Consider the following 13,553-nt stretch of genomic DNA (forward strand, 5'->3'; position numbering starts at 1 on the left):
TCTTCCTCCCGTGTCGGTCAGTGCGAATAGGGGTAGAGCTTCCAATAGGCCTTCACCTGTTTCCAGCGATGCGCGAGCCCGTCGGGCTCGAAGATCAGGAACAGGATGATGGCCGCGCCGATCGCCATCTCCCGCAGGAAGGAGATGGAGTTGCCGAGGTTGAGCGCGCGGTCCACCGCGCCGCCGGCCAGCGCATCGGCGCCCGCCTGCACCAGCTCGGGCAGCAGCACCATGAAGGCGGCGCCCATCAGGCTGCCCATGATGGAGCCGAGGCCGCCGATGATGACCATGCCGAGGAACTGGATCGAGAAGAGGATGGTGAAGGCCTCGACGCTGACGAAGAGCAGGTAATGCGCGTAGAGCGCCCCGCCGATGCCGGCATAGAAGGAGGCGATGCCGAAGGAGAGCGTGCGGTAATAGGCGAGGTTGATGCCCATCACCTCGGCGCTCAGGTAATGGTCGCGCACCGCGACCAGCGCCCGCCCGTCCCGCGTCCGCATCAGGTTCGCCGCGCCGGCATACATGACGACGACGGCGAAGAGCACCACGTAGAGGTAGCTCTCCTCCCGGTCCGCCCGCCAGCCGAAGAGCTCGAAGGGCTCGGTGATCCGCCCCGCGACGCCGCCGGTGAACCATTGCGCCCGGGCGAAGAAATCCTCGAGGATGAACTGCGCCGCCAGGGTGGCGATCGCCAGGTAGAGCCCCTTCAGCCGCGCCGCTGGCGTGCCGAAGAGCAGCCCCACCAGCGCCGTCGCCACGCCCGCCAGCGGGATGCAGAGCGCGACCGGGATGTGCCAGGTCTCGTGCAGCCAGGCGCTGGTGAAGGCACCGAAGCCGAAGAAGGCGGCATGGCCGATGGAGATCTGCCCGGTGAAGCCGACCAGGATGTTCAGGCCGAGCGCAGCGATCCCCATGAAGCCGATATTGATCAGCAGGCCGAGCTCGTAGCGGCCGAGCGCGAGCGGCGCGCAGGCGACCAGCAGGATGCCGATCCAGAGCGCGATGCGGCTGTTCCGCGTCGGGAAGATCGTCATGTCTTCCCGGTAGCTGCTGCGGTAGTCGCCCGCCGGCGCGAGGTCGGCCATCAGACGCGCTCGATGTTCTTGGTGCCGAACAGCCCGTAGGGCTTGATCAGCAGGATCAGGATCAGCGCATAGAAGGGCGCGACGCCGACCATGTTGCCCCAGTTCAGCCAGTTGGCATCGAGATACTGCGCCCAGTTCTCCAGCACCCCGACGATCAGCCCGCCGAGCACGGCGCCGACGACGCTGTCGAGCCCGCCCAGGATCACCGCCGGGAAAACCTTGATGCCGTAGAAGGAAAGCGCCGAAGAGACGCCGTTCACCACGCCGACGACGACGCCGGCCACCGCCGAGACCACGGCCGAGATCGCCCAGGACATGGCGAAGACCTTCGGCACGGAGACGCCGAGCGACTGCGCCACCTGCTGGTCGAAGGCCGTCGCCCGCATCGCCAGCCCGTGCTTCGAGGCGGTGAAGAACCAGGCGAAGGCGAGCATGATCAGGACCGAGATGCAGAGGGAGAGCAGGTAGACCGACTGGACCTCGAGCCCGAGCACGGTCACGCGCTCCACCGGGAAGATCGGCGGGAAGGGCTTGGCGAAGACGCCGAAGATCCACTTCATCAGCGCCTGGAAGAAGATGCCGAGGCCGATCGTCGCCATGATGACGCTGATCACTGGCTCGCCGATCAGTGGCCGCAGCACCACCACCTGCAGGATCATGCCGAAGAGCGTCATGAAGGCCAGCGTCACCAGGAAGCCGGCCCAGAAGGGCAGCTGCCATTCCGTCAGCAGCCACCAGCAGACCCAGGCGCCGACCAGCAGGAACTCGCCCTGCGCGAAATTCACCACCTGGGAGGCCTTGTAGATCAGCACGAAGCTCATCGCCACCACGCCATAGAGCGCACCGACGATCAGCCCGTTGAGCGTGAGCTGCAGCAGCAGCGACCAGTCCATTGCCCTACTCCGCCGCCTGCCGCAGGGCCGGCCGCAGCGAGACCACCCGGAGCGTGGTCCGGATGCGCTGCCGCGTGCCGTCCTGGAAGGTGATGGTGGTGTCCACCGGGATCGTCTCGTCGCCGCGATACATCGCCTCGATGATCTCGCCGTATTTCTCGTTGATCACGCCGCGGCGCACCTTCCGGGTCCGGGTGAGCTCCTCGTCATCCGCGTCCAGCTCCTTGTAGAGCAGCAGGAAGTCCCGGATGCGCTGCGGCTCGGGCAGGGTTGCGTTCACCTTCTCCACCTCCTCCCGCAGCAGCGCCGTCACCTCCGGCCGTGCCGAGAGGTCGGTATAGGTGGTGAAGGCGATCCGGTTGCGCTCGGCCCATTTCGAGACGATGGGGAAGCGGATGCAGATCATCGCCGCCAGGTGCGGGCGGCCATCGCCGAGCACCACCGCCTCCGCGACATAGGGCGAGAATTTCAGCTTGTTCTCGATGTACTGGGGCGAGAAACGGTCGCCGCCGCGGGTGGTCGCCATGTCCTTGATGCGGTCGATGACCACGAGCTGCCCGGCCGCGTCGATGTAGCCGGCATCGCCGGTATGCAGCCAGCCATCCCGCAGGTCGCCGCTCTCCGCCATGCCGAAATAGCCGGCGAACATGTTCGGGTGCCGCGCCACGATCTCGCCGAGGCCGTTCTGGTCCGGGTTGTCGATGCGCATCTCGACCGCGGGCGTGAAGGCGGTGCCGACCGTCTCCTGGTTCACCTCGCCCGGCCGGTGCACGGTGAAGGCGCCGAGCGTCTCGGTCTGGCCGTAGATCTGCCGCAGCGGCACGCCCATCGCCTGGAAGAAGCGGAAGGTATCCGGCCCGAGCGCCGCCCCGCCGGTCGCCGCCGAGGTCAGATTGCTGAAGCCGAGCCGGTCGCGCAGCGCCCGGAACAGGATCTGGTCGGCAACCACCGAGCGCTCGCCGCGATCCAGCGCCTCCAGCCCCTTCCGCATGCCGAGATCGAACATGCGGCGCTTGAAGGGCGAGGCATCCATCACCCGCGCCCGCACCTCGGCCGCCAGCGATTCCCAGACGCGCGGCGCGAAGAGGACGAAGCTCGGCCCGATCTCGCGGAAATCGGCCATCATGGTCTCCGGCTCCTCGACGAAGTTCACCTTCATCCGGGCCAGCAGCCCCCAGCCGAGGGCATAGACCTGCTCCATGATCCAGGGCAGCGGCAGGACGGAGACGTATTCGTCCCAAGGCCCCTTCGGATCGGCCTCGAGATAGGCCGCGCAGTGGCGGATCAGCGCGCCGCCGGTCAGCATCGCCAGCTTCGGCCGCGCCGTGGTGCCGGAGGTGGTGCAGAGGATCGCCACCGCGTCGCCGCGGGTTGCCGCGACCATCTCCTCCCAGGCCGCGGGCGCCGCGGCATGCGCCGCCTCGCCCAGCCGCACCAGCTCCGTCACCGGCAGCAGGCGCGGATCCTGGTGCTTGCGCATGCCGCGGGGATCGCAATAGATGATGTGCCGCAACGCCGGCAGCTCGGCGCCGATGTTGAGCAACTTGTCGACCTGCTCCTCATCCTCGGCGATCACCGCCGTGGCGGACGCGAAGCGCAGCAGATAGGCGACCTCCTCCTCCAGCGCGTCGCGGTAGATGCCGAGCGACTGCGCGCCGATGGCATGCGCCGCGACCTCGCCCATCACCCAGTCCGGCCGGTTGTCGCCGATCAGGCCGATCACATCCCCCGCGCCAAGGCCGAGATGCCGCAGCCCGAGCGCGAAGGCGCGGGTCCGCGCCTCGTACTCTGCCCAGGTGATGCTGCGCCAGATGCCGAATTCCTTCTCCCGCAGCGCGACCTCGCGTGGCACCGCGCCGGCGTTGCGCCGCAGCAGCTTCGGCAGGGTATCGGCCTCGGTCATGCGTCCGCCGGCTCGTCGATATCGTGAACCACCTCATCCGCCTCGCCGAGATAGGCCCGCCGGACATGCGGGTCGGCCAGCACCGCCTCGGGCTCGTCCTCGGCGATCTTGCGGCCGAAATCGAGCACCATGACGCGGTGCGAGATGTCCATCACCACGCCCATGTCGTGCTCGATCATCAGGATGGTCATGCCCCATTCCTCGTTCAGGTCGAGGATGTAGCGGGCCATGTCCTCCTTCTCTTCGAGGTTCATGCCGGCCATGGGCTCGTCGAGCAGAATGAGCTGCGGCCGCAGGGCGATCGCCCGCGCCAGTTCCACCCGCTTGCGCAGGCCGTAGGAGAGCGTGCCCGCGAGGGCTTTCCGCACATGCTGGATCTCGAGGAAGTCGATGATCTCCTCGACCTCGCGCCGGTTGCGGATCTCCTCCGCCTGCGCCCCGCCGATCCAATAGGGCATGCCGGTCCAGAAGCCGTGCCGCAGCAGGTGGTGACGCCCGACCATGATGTTGTCGAGCACCGTCATGTGCCCGAACAGCGCCAGGTTCTGGAAGGTGCGGCCGACGCCGATGGCGGCGCGGCGGCGCGTCGCCAGCCGGGTGATGTCGCGGCCGCCGAAGCGGATGCGGCCCTCGGTCGGGCGGTAGCGGCCGGAGATGCAGTTGACCATGGAGGTCTTGCCGGCGCCGTTCGGCCCGATGATGGAGAAGACCTCTCCCTTCCGCACCTCGAAGGAGATGTCGGTCAGCGCCCGCACGCCGCCGAAGCGCAGCGAGACATGCTCGGCGGCGAGGATGGCGGGACCCGCCTCGCGCGGGTCCGGCGGCGCTGCCGCGTCAGCCGGCATGGCCCGGCGGTCCAAGGAGCCGGAAACGGAGGCGCGCATCATGCCGCGCGATCGCGCGGATGCGGCAGACATGCCTGTCCTGCTGGCGCATCATCCGTCACCTCCCGGCAGGGACTTGGGCGCCCTGCTGCAAACGAAGGTACGTTAGTTTCCGGATTGACCGCAAGCCGCTTGATGCCGAAACCTCCAAAGCCGAGGAAGCGGCACAGGAGAGGCAATGGCCCGCATCACGGGCTCGAGCGGCGCCCGCACCGCGGTGGCGATCCGGCACGCCGCGACGCGGCAGATCCATCGCCAGGGTTTTGCGGCGATGAACCTGCGCGACCTGGCCGCGGAGGTCGGCATCCAGCCGAGTTCGCTCTACAACCATATCCGCAGCAAGCAGGCGCTGCTCGCCGATCTCATGCAGGCGCATATGGAAGCGCTGCTCGCCTCGACCGATGCGGCGCTCGAGGCCGCCGGGCCGACGCCGATGGAGCGGCTGCGCGCCTTCATCGGCCACCATGTGCTCTACCACATGGAGAGGCGCGAGGAGGTCTACATCGCCAATTTCGAGTTGCGGGCGCTGGATGCGCCGAATTACGCCCGCATCGTCGCGCTGCGCAGCGCCTATGAGCAGCGGCTGGTGGCGCTGCTCGAGGCTGGTGCGGATGCGGGCGCGCTGGCGATCGAGGATGTCCGCGTCACCGCCTTCGCCCTGCTCGCCATGCTGACCGGCATCTGCACCTGGTACCGGCCGAACGGACGGCTGGACAAGGCGAGGCTCGTCGCGCTGCACACCGATCTGGCACTGGACGGCTTGCGGCGGCGCGGTCAGAGCAAGCCCTGATCAGCCCTCCGCCGCGGCGCCCTCCGTCGCCACCAGGCGCGCCAGGTCCTGCGCCAGGCAGGGCCGCTCCGTCCAGCCGACCTCGCGCCGCAGCCGCTCCACCGCCGCGACCATGGCGGGCGGCTCGCCGGTCCGGTCCGGCAAGGCGCCGAAGCGCAGCAGTTCGGGTCGCCCGGCGAGCCGCCCCAGCCGCTCGGCCAGCGCCCGGATCGCCACCGGCTCGCCGGAGGCGATGTTGACCGGCCCCGTCACCGCGCTCGCCGCCAGCGCCGCCAGGGCGCGGCCGATCGGCGCCGTGTCGGTGAAGTCGCGCACCGGCCGGCCGGAGCCGAGGGCGACCGGCTCGCCGCGCCGCAACGCCCCCAGCACCGAGGGCACGAGCCGCCCGGGATGCTCGCCCGCGCCGAAGAGATGAAAGAGGCGGCCCCAGGCGACCGACACCCCCCGCCGCTCGCCGAGCGCCGCCCAGCGCGTCGCCAGCGCCGCCTTGGCGCGGCCATAGGGCGTTGCCGGCGCGATCGGCCGCGTCTCGCGCCAGGGCTCGGCCCCCTCCCCCGCCCAGTCATATTCGGCGCAGCTGCCGAGGCCCAGCATCCGCCGCCCGCCGCTCGCGGCGAAGGCCTCGCCGAGCGCCACGGACAGGTCGAGCCAGTCGGCATTCCCGGGCGCGGTCCAGAAGCGGCCCGGCGTCAACTCCCAGGCGGCATGCACCAGGATGGCGGGCCGGATGTCGCGCAGCAGGGCGCGCATCGCCGCGTCGTCGCGCAAATCCGCCGCATGCCAGACCGCATCGCCCGGGCCGGGCCGGCGCGCGACGGCATGCAGCTCGACCCCCCTGGCGGCAAGCGGCGCGAGCATCTGCCGCCCGACGAAGCCGGAGGCGCCGGTCAGCAGCAGCCGCTCAGCCATGGTCGGGCCCAAGGTTGGGCCAAGCGGCGTCGCGCTCGGAGATCACCGCCGGCGCGGCGGGCCAGGCGATGCCGATGGCCGGATCGTCCCAGCGCAGGCCGCGCGCGGCCGCCGGCGCATGCGGCGCGTCGATCAGGTATTCCAGCCAGCATTCCTCGGTCAGGGTGAGGAAGCCATGCGCGCAGCCCTGTGGGATCAGCACGGCATTGTGCCGCGCATCGGACAGCTCGATGCCATGCCACCGGCAATGGGTGGGCGAGCCGGGCCGCAGGTCGATGACGACGTCGAAGGCGGCGCCGCGCAGGCAGCGCACCAGCTTGCGCTCCGCCGCCGGCGGCGCCTGCCAGTGCATGCCGCGCAGGGTGTGGCGCGCCCGGTTCTCCGAGATGCTGGCCTGGACCGGCCGGAAGTCGATTCCGGCCGCGGCGAATTCCGCCTCGCACCAGCTCCGCAGGAAGCGGCCGCGCGCATCCGCCGCCGGCTCCGCCAGGACCTCCAGCAGGCCGGGCAAGGGCGTCGCGCCGAACCTCACGCCGCCCGGCCCCGCACCGCGAGGCGCGGCACGGCGACGGCGAGGCGCCCGCGATAGCCGGCGGCGCGGAGCTGCTGCGCGATCTCCGCCTCGATGTTCCAGGGCAGGATCAGGATCTCGTCGGGCCGCAGCGCCAGCACCGCCTCGGGCGTCAGCACCGGGATGCGGCTGCCGGGCAGCAGCCGTCCCTGCTTCTCCGGGCTGCGATCGGCGACCGCCAGGATATCGGCTGCCGTCGCGCCCGCCGCGTTGAGCAGCGTGTTGCCTTTGGCCGCGGCGCCATAGGCGCAGACCCGCCGCCCCGCCGCCCTCGCCTCGCACAGCCAGGCGCGCAGCCCGTCCAGCACCGCCTGCACGCGGGGCATGAAGCCGGCATAGAAGCCGTCGCCGTCGAGCCCGCGTGCCGCCTCGTCGGCCCGCACCGCCCGCAGCGCCTCCGAGGCGCCGCGGACCGTCGCGGCGGCGAGCACGCGCAGCGAGCCGCCATGCGTCGGCAGCCGCTCGAGATCGAAGGCCCGCAGCCCCTGCCGCGCCAGCGCCGCTTCCATGGCGAGCAGGGACCAATAGGCGTAGTGCTCGTGATAGATGGTGTCGAACTGCACGCCATCGACCAGCGCCACCAGATGCGGCGCCTCGATCGAGACCACGCCGGAGGGTCCGGCCAGCAGGGCCAGGCCGCCGATGAAGTCGTCGAGACCCGGCACATGCGCCAGCACGTTGTTGGCGATGGCGAGATCGGCCGGCCGGCCGCGCGCCGCCAGCAGGTCTCGCGCCGCCGCGCGGCCGAAGAAGCGCGCCTCGGTCGGCACCCCCGCGGCGCGGGCGATGGCGGCGACATTCGCCGCCGGCTCGATGCCGAGGCAGGGCACGCCGGCGGCGACGAAATTGCGCAGCAGGTAGCCGTCGTTGCTGGCGACCTCGACCACGAAACTGTCCGGCCCAAGGCCGAGCCGCGCCGTCATCGCCGCGCAGAAACCCGCGGCATGCGCCAGCCAGGTCGAGGACATGGAGGAGAGATAGGCGTAGTCGCCGAAGATGCCGCGCTCATCGACCACGGTGTCGAGCTGCACCAGCCGGCAGGCGGTGCAGACCACGGCGCGCAGCGGGAAGGCCGGGTCCGCCGCGCCGGCCCGCTCCGGCCGGACATAGGCATTGGCGACCGGCTGGGTGCCGAGATCGCAGAAGACCGGGCCGAGCCGGCCGCCACAGGCCCGGCAGGCCGCGACGCGATGCGCGCCGCTCATGCCAGCACCAGCCGGTCGATGGCGGCGATCGCCGCGGCCTGCAGGTCGGCCCCCGCATCCCAGGCCTCGTACCAGCGCGCCGTCTCGGCGATCGCCGCCGGCGTCGCCAGCCGCGGGCGCCAGCCGAGGCTCTCGGCGGCGAGGCTGGAATCGAGGCCGAGGCGCGGCGCTTCGGGCATCAGCGGTCCCCTTTCCAGCTCCCAGCGCACCGGTCGGCCGGTCGCCTCGCCCCAGATGTCGAGCAGGTCGCGCACCCGCACCTCGCCATCCGCCGGGCCGAAATTCACCGCCATGGGCGCATCCCCCGTCGCCACCCGCTCGGCGAGCAGCAGATAGCCCCGCAGCACGTCCAGCACGTGCTGGAAGGGCCGCGTCGCATCCGGGCGGCGCAGCCGCAGCGCCAGACCGGCTTGCTGCGCCCGGACCAGGTCGGGGACCAGGCGCTGCGGGCCGAAATCGCCGCCGCCGATGACATTGCCGGCCCGCGCGGTGGCCAGGGGCGGCAATTCCTCCCCGAAGGAGGCGCGCCAGGAGGCGACGGCGATCTCCGCCGCGGCCTTGGAGGCGCTGTACGGATCGGCGCCGCCGAGCGGGTCCTCCTCGCGGAAGGCGCGGCCGCTGCCGTCGTTGCGGTAGACCTTGTCCGAGGTCACGATCACCGCCGCGGCGAGGCCCGGCAGGTCGCGCAGCGCCTCCAACACATGCAGGGTGCCGGTGAGGTTGATGGCGAAGGTCGCGGACGGCTCGCGATGGCCGCGGCCGACGAAGGCCTGGGCCGCGAGATGCAGCACGATCTCCGGCCGCGCCGCCCGCAGCAGCGCCCGCAGCGTTGCGCCGTCGCGCAGGTCGGCGCGGTGGTCGGCGGCGAGCAGCGGCGCGACGCGCAGCAGCTCGAAGGCGTTGGGACCGGGTTCGGGCGCCAGGGCGATGCCGGTCACCACGGCGCCGAGCCGGCGCAGCAGCAGGGCGAGCCAGGCGCCCTTGAAGCTGGTATGGCCGGTGACGAGGACGCGGCGGTCGCGCCAGAAATCGACCCTGGGGCTCACCACCGCCTCCAGGGCGCCCGTCCCTCGGCCCAGAGCCGTTCGAGCTGCTGCCGGTCGCGCAGCGTGTCCATCGCCTGCCAGAAGCCGGGATGGTCATAGGCCATCAGCTCGCCCTCCCGCGCCAGGGATTGCAGCGGCTCGTCCTCGAAGACCGTCGCATCGCCCTCGATGCGGTCGAGCACCCTTGGCGACAGGACGAAGAAGCCGCCATTGATCGCTCCGCCATCGCCGGGCGGCTTCTCGATGAAGGCCTGCACCGCGGCGCCGTCCCGCGCCAGCGCGCCGAAGCGCCCCGGCGGCGTCACCGCGGTGACGGTCGCCAGCCGGCCATGCGCCGCGTGGAAGCCGGTCAGGGCGCCGATATCGATATCGGCGAGGCCGTCGCCATAGGTCATGCAGAAGGCCGGCTCGTCCACGACATAGGGCGCGATGCGCCGCAGCCGCCCGCCCGTCATGCTGTCCTCCCCGGTATCCACCAGGGCAATACGCCAGGGCTCGGCGCAGGGCCGCAGCACCTCGACCCGGCCGGCCGCGAGGTCGATCGACAGGTCGGAGGCGTGCAGCCGGTAATTCAAGAAGTACTCCTTGATCTGCCAGCCCTTGTAGCCGAGGCAGATGACGAAGTCGGTGACGCCCTGCGCGGCGTAGATCTTCATGATGTGCCAGAGGATCGGCCAGCCGCCGATCTCGACCATCGGCTTCGGCCGCAGCGTCGTCTCCTCGGCGAGCCGGGTGCCGCGGCCGCCGGCCAGGATCACCGCCTTCATGCCCGCGCGACCTCCGCGGCCTTCGCATAGAAGGCCTGGACGAAGCGCTCCGGCTGGCCGAGCGGGTTGCGCCGGATCATGTCGCGCAGCCCATGCCGCAGCAGGCGCCGGCGCGGCCGGTCCGCGGCCAGCGCTACGGCCGTCGCCACGTAATCCTCGACGCTGAACACCGCGAGATCGCCGAGGCCGGCATTGCTGAGGTTGGAATAGCTCAGCCGCTCCGGGAATCCAGGCCCGACCAGGGAGACGCAGGGCACGCCCATCCAGAGGGTCTCGCAGGTGGTGGTGCCGCCGACATGCGGCAGGCTGTCGAGGGCGATGTCGATGGCGTTGTAGTGCGGCAGGTGCTGGCCGCGCACGCCGACATAGGCGATGCGGTCGGGATCGACGTCGCGCGCCGCGAAGGCCGCCCGGACATTCTCGACGAAGGCCGGGCTGCGCGCCTCGGGGCGGACGAAGAGGAAGCGCGAGCCCGGCACCGCCCGCAGCACCGCCGCCCAGGCATCGAGGCAGGCGCGGGTGAACTTGTAGGGGTTGTTCATGGTGCCGAAGGTGAGTGCGCCCTGCCGCTCCTCCGGCAGCTCCGCCTCGATCGGCACCTCGCGGAAGCCGAGCGGGCCGAGCGCCACCCAGCTCTCCGGCAGCTCGAAGGGGCGCTCGATCAGCAGCCGCGGATCAGCCGGGCGCAGATAGGGATCGACCAGGATGTAGTCGATCGCCTCCAGCCCAGCGGAATGCGGGTAGCCCAGCCAGCTCGCCCCGATCCGCGCCGGGCGATAGGCCATGACGTCGAGCCGGTTCATCGCTGTGCTGCCGCCGAGCTCGAACAGGATGTCGAGTCCGTCCTCGGCGATGCCGGCCGCGATCTCCGCCGAGGGGCGGCGCGGCCACCAGCGGAAGCCGGTGACCTGACCCTCGATACGCGCCTGCACGGGATCGCGCTCGCGCTCGAAGAAGGAATAGCAGAAGACCTCCACCCGCTCGCGGTCGAAGCGCTCGAGCAGCGGCATGGCGAAGTAGCTCACCGGGTGGTCGCGCAGGTCGCTCGACATGAAGCCGATACGCAGGCGCCGCCCGCCGGCCAGGGCCGGCGCGGCAGGTCGGGCGACGGGGGCGATCCGCGCCGCGGCGCGGCGGCCCCACTCCCGGTGCCATTCGACGATGCGCAGCCGGTCCTCCAGCCCCTCGACCCGGCCCAGCTCGTAATGCAGCGCCGCGATCTCGCCCTCCGCGACCCAGCGCGGCGCGAGGTCACCGAGCGACCCGCAGGCCTCAAGGCGGTCATGGTCGAGGCAGCGCAGGAAGACGCTGCGCAGCGCGCGGACCTGCCCGCCAAGCCGGCCCGGCGCCAGCCGCAGCAGCCGGCAGGCGAGCTCGTAGCCCTCCTGCAGGTGCTGCGCCTCGTCGCCATGGCGGCTGCGCGACAGGTTCTCGACCAGCGCCCCCAGCAGCCGCAACGATTGCGGATTGGCCGCCAGGCCGCGCCGCAGGGCCTCGTTGCCCGCCGCCAGGTCGCCCTCGCCATGCAGCCGGGCGAGCAGCAGCACGCCCTCGACATCGCCGGGGCTGCGGGCGAGCGCCGCCTCCACCAGGCGCCGCGCCTCGTCGCGGCGGCCGAGGCGGTAGGCGATGCGGGCCTCGAGCACCGTCAGCGCCGCATCCTCCGGCTGCGCCGCCCGGGCCCGGGCGATGGCGGCCATGGCGCGATCCGCCTCATCGAGCTCGAAGAGCGAGCCGACCAGATCGGTCAGCGTGTCGAGGTCGTCGGCGCCGCAGGTCATGGCGCGCTCAAAGCTCGCCACCGCCGCCGCGGGATCGCCGCAGAGGCGCAGCGCGCGGCCGAGCAGCCGGTGCAGCGCCCCGTTGCGCGGCTCGATCCGCAACCCGGCCCGATAGGCCGCGGCGGCCTCGGCGAAGCGGCCGCACTGGTCGTGCAGGTTGCCGAGATTCTGGCAGGGCGAGACGGCGCGCGGGTCGAGGCGCCGCGCCGCCTCGAAGGTCGATTGCGCCTCCGCCAGCCGGCCGCCGCGCCGCTGCATGACGCCGAGCAGGTTGGCCAGCAGCGCCTCCTTCGGCCGCTTCGCCCAGGCGGCCTGGGCGACCGCGATGGCGGCCTCCGCCTCGCCGGCCTCGCTCAGCGCCATGGCCAGCGGCATGGCGAGGGCCAGGGCCGAGGCGCCGGCAGCGGTCGCCTGGCGGAAGGCGGCGGCGGCATCCACGGGGCGGCCAGCGGCGGCGCAGAGCTGGCCGAGCTGCGTCCAGGCTGCGGCATCGGCCGGCGCCTCGATGAGCCGGCGCCGCAGCTCGGCTTCCGAGGCGATGGACGCGGGCCTGGCGGCGGTGGGGGCGGGTCTCCGGGCCACTCGCATGCGCGGTGTCTGATCCTCCGGCGGCATCGCCCGGCAAAGCGCCGCCGGAGGCGTGCCCTGCCGACGCCGCGAAGCGGGTTCGTTCCCCTTGCCGGTGAATGACGATGCTTACCGAGAGTCTAACGCGGCCCCGGAATGTGCCGCGTGCCGGAAGGCGACAGGGTGGCCGGGCTCGCCCTCCCCGCCAGGACCGGCCGCACGCCTGTCGGAACCGTCACAGCCCGTTGCCCTGCCGTGGCTTCGCCGCGGCAGGCCGTGATGGATCTTGGGCAAGAGGGGTCCCATGGGCCCCCGCGAAGACGCGAAGCGGCTTTGCGGAGAGTTCCTAGCCCCGCAGCGCCAGGGCGAGCGGCGGGTCGTCCGTGGCGATGGCGTCGAGGCCGAGCCCGATGGCCCGCCGGATCGTGCCCTCGTCATTGGCGCCCCAGGTTCCGACGCCAAGGCCGGCGGCGCGGAAGCCCGCCACCGATTCGGCATCGAGATCGCCGATTGCCAGGCCGATCTCCTCGGCGCAGCAACTCCGGGCGAGCGCGACGGCGAGCGGCAGGCCCATGCCGCGCCAGGACCGCGTGTCGAGCAGCAGCACCCGCCGCAGCAGCCCGCCCGCCGCCGCGAATTCCGCGACGGTGCCGGGCTGGAAGCTCATCGCCACGCAGCGCCCCCGCATCCCGGCCGCATCGAGCAGGGCGAGGCAGGCCGGCACGATCCCAGGGTAGGGCCGCCCGTCGACCCCTGCCTTCACCTCCAGCCGCAGGATGCGCCCGGCGGCCGCGGTCAGCGCGACCGCCTCGGCAAGGGTCGGCAGCGTCTCGCCGCCCGTGCCCTTCACGCGAAGGCGCCGGAGCTGCGCCAGGCTCCGCGCCCGCACCGGTCCGGTCGCGTCGATCATGCGGTCGAGGAGCGCGTCATGGATCACCACCGGCACGTCATCGGCCGAGAGATGCACGTCGAGTTCGAGCTGCTCGGCCGGCAGGGCGAGAGCCTGACGGAAGGCGAGCAGGCTGTTCTCGGGCCAGAGGAACGCGCCGCCACGATGGCTGGCGATCTCGGTGCGGGTCATGCGCGGCAGGCTACAACGGATCGATATCGGATTGAACGCCGCACCGCGGCAGGCTGCCCCGGAGCGGCGGC

Annotated in this window: 12 protein-coding genes; 1 reads left to right on the forward strand and 11 read right to left on the reverse strand. The window is 71.9% G+C overall.

Annotated features, from left to right (window positions below):
* Window positions 1–17: 17 nt before the first annotated feature.
* From HJG45_RS00110 to HJG45_RS00125, 4 genes are read right to left on the reverse strand one after another with little or no spacing between them, the layout of a single operon-like run.
* On the reverse strand, window positions 18–1,085 hold the full coding sequence (locus HJG45_RS00110) for a branched-chain amino acid ABC transporter permease (protein ID WP_171610057.1): 1,068 nt from the start codon (window positions 1,083–1,085) through the stop codon (window positions 18–20).
* Window positions 1,085–1,978 carry a branched-chain amino acid ABC transporter permease gene (locus HJG45_RS00115; protein WP_171610058.1) on the reverse strand — a complete coding sequence of 298 codons (894 nt, stop codon included), beginning with the start codon at window positions 1,976–1,978 and terminating at the stop codon, window positions 1,085–1,087. The genes HJG45_RS00110 and HJG45_RS00115 overlap by 1 nt, the downstream gene beginning before the upstream one ends.
* A gap of 4 nt (window positions 1,979–1,982) precedes the next feature.
* The gene (locus HJG45_RS00120) at window positions 1,983–3,881 is read right to left on the reverse strand and encodes a long-chain fatty acid--CoA ligase (RefSeq protein WP_171610059.1); all 1,899 of its coding nucleotides are present in this window, start codon (window positions 3,879–3,881) and stop codon (window positions 1,983–1,985) included.
* Complete coding sequence (locus HJG45_RS00125; protein ID WP_171610060.1) at window positions 3,878–4,726, reverse strand: ABC transporter ATP-binding protein; 849 nt, start codon at window positions 4,724–4,726, stop codon at window positions 3,878–3,880. Before HJG45_RS00125 ends, HJG45_RS00120 begins: the two co-directional genes overlap by 4 nt.
* Window positions 4,727–4,943: 217 nt before the next feature.
* On the opposite strand from HJG45_RS00125, the gene HJG45_RS00130 reads away from it, so the two are divergent.
* A complete protein-coding gene (locus tag HJG45_RS00130; protein ID WP_171610061.1) occupies window positions 4,944–5,555 on the forward strand; it encodes a TetR/AcrR family transcriptional regulator in 612 nt (203 codons plus the stop codon).
* Here HJG45_RS00130 and HJG45_RS00135 read toward each other — a convergent pair whose 3' ends face one another.
* The 7 genes from HJG45_RS00135 to HJG45_RS00165 form a co-directional block, all read right to left on the reverse strand.
* Window positions 5,556–6,464: an NAD(P)-dependent oxidoreductase gene (locus tag HJG45_RS00135; protein WP_171610062.1), complete on the reverse strand. Its 909-nt coding sequence runs from the start codon at window positions 6,462–6,464 to the stop codon at window positions 5,556–5,558.
* On the reverse strand, window positions 6,457–6,996 hold the full coding sequence (locus tag HJG45_RS00140; RefSeq protein ID WP_171610063.1) for a dTDP-4-dehydrorhamnose 3,5-epimerase family protein: 540 nt from the start codon (window positions 6,994–6,996) through the stop codon (window positions 6,457–6,459). Before HJG45_RS00140 ends, HJG45_RS00135 begins: the two co-directional genes overlap by 8 nt.
* Window positions 6,993–8,240, reverse strand: coding sequence for a class I SAM-dependent methyltransferase (locus HJG45_RS00145; protein WP_171610064.1), 1,248 nt, complete (start codon window positions 8,238–8,240; stop codon window positions 6,993–6,995). Before HJG45_RS00145 ends, HJG45_RS00140 begins: the two co-directional genes overlap by 4 nt.
* A complete protein-coding gene (gene rfbG / locus HJG45_RS00150; protein WP_368040481.1) occupies window positions 8,237–9,286 on the reverse strand; it encodes a CDP-glucose 4,6-dehydratase in 1,050 nt (349 codons plus the stop codon). The genes HJG45_RS00145 and rfbG overlap by 4 nt, the downstream gene beginning before the upstream one ends.
* Window positions 9,283–10,053 carry a glucose-1-phosphate cytidylyltransferase gene (gene rfbF / locus HJG45_RS00155; RefSeq protein WP_171610065.1) on the reverse strand — a complete coding sequence of 257 codons (771 nt, stop codon included), beginning with the start codon at window positions 10,051–10,053 and terminating at the stop codon, window positions 9,283–9,285. The genes rfbG and rfbF overlap by 4 nt, the downstream gene beginning before the upstream one ends.
* Window positions 10,050–12,422: a tetratricopeptide repeat protein gene (locus HJG45_RS00160; protein WP_171610066.1), complete on the reverse strand. Its 2,373-nt coding sequence runs from the start codon at window positions 12,420–12,422 to the stop codon at window positions 10,050–10,052. Before HJG45_RS00160 ends, rfbF begins: the two co-directional genes overlap by 4 nt.
* 325 nt (window positions 12,423–12,747) lie before the next feature.
* On the reverse strand, window positions 12,748–13,482 hold the full coding sequence (locus HJG45_RS00165) for a glycerophosphodiester phosphodiesterase family protein (RefSeq protein ID WP_171610067.1): 735 nt from the start codon (window positions 13,480–13,482) through the stop codon (window positions 12,748–12,750).
* Window positions 13,483–13,553: the final 71 nt, after the last annotated feature.

It is taken from the genome of Roseicella sp. DB1501 (genome assembly GCF_013112485.1).
Taxonomy (GTDB): Bacteria; Pseudomonadota; Alphaproteobacteria; order Acetobacterales; family Acetobacteraceae; genus Paracraurococcus.